The organism is Stenotrophomonas maltophilia (assembly GCF_003970865.1).
Lineage (GTDB): Bacteria > Pseudomonadota > Gammaproteobacteria > Xanthomonadales > Xanthomonadaceae > Stenotrophomonas > Stenotrophomonas maltophilia_AR.
On sequence record NZ_RXLZ01000160.1, the window covers coordinates 1 to 656 of the forward strand.

1 protein-coding gene is annotated in these 656 nt (G+C 62.0%); it reads right to left on the bottom strand.

Annotated features, from left to right (window positions below; translation table 11 throughout):
- Positions 1–442: hypothetical protein (locus EKL94_RS22200; RefSeq protein ID WP_221767999.1), on the bottom strand; the 442-nt coding region annotated here is incomplete at its 3' end.
- Positions 443–656 lie beyond the last annotated feature (214 nt).

Below are 656 nucleotides of genomic sequence, written 5' to 3' on the forward strand. Positions count from 1 at the left end.
TTTGTTTGTCACGGGCAGAGGACGATACGCGTGGGGGGTGCCGCTCGGGGGCGCGGGAGTTGGTAACAGGGACACCACCGGGGACGGCGAGGGAGAGCAAGGTCTGGGCCTGGTGGAAGCGCACCCGCGCATCCTCGCTCGGCTCGAGCAGGGGCCGAACCTCGTGCTCGGGGGCCCCTTCGAGCGCGCGCGCTTCGGCCAGCAAAGCGCGGAACAAGGGGTCTTCCTGCAAAGTCGGAACGGCGTTGGCGCCGTGCTCGAGAGCCCGGTAAATCCCCTCGATGCCGCCTTCGCCATAAAGCGTGTAAGCCTCTGCCAGCAACAAGGCAGCCTCGGCAGCCTCGCTGCCCTGAGCAAAAGTCAGGGCACGCACCATCACCTCGAAGGCGGTGTCGTAATCCCCTTGGTACAATGCCTGTAACACCCGCTGCATCAGGGGCACGATAACACGCTGGGAGCCGAGGGCAAAGGGATGAGGGTGACATCTTCGGGGGCATCGCCGTAGGCAGGCTTTCCGAATGCCAGAACCCATTCCTCATGCCGGACTGGAGTACCATTGTTCCTTAGGCTGTCCCTTTTACCAATTTCCGGGCCCACGGAACGGCACCCCCACCCTTATGCCGCTTCTCCTTGGAAAAAAAAAAAAACTATCACAT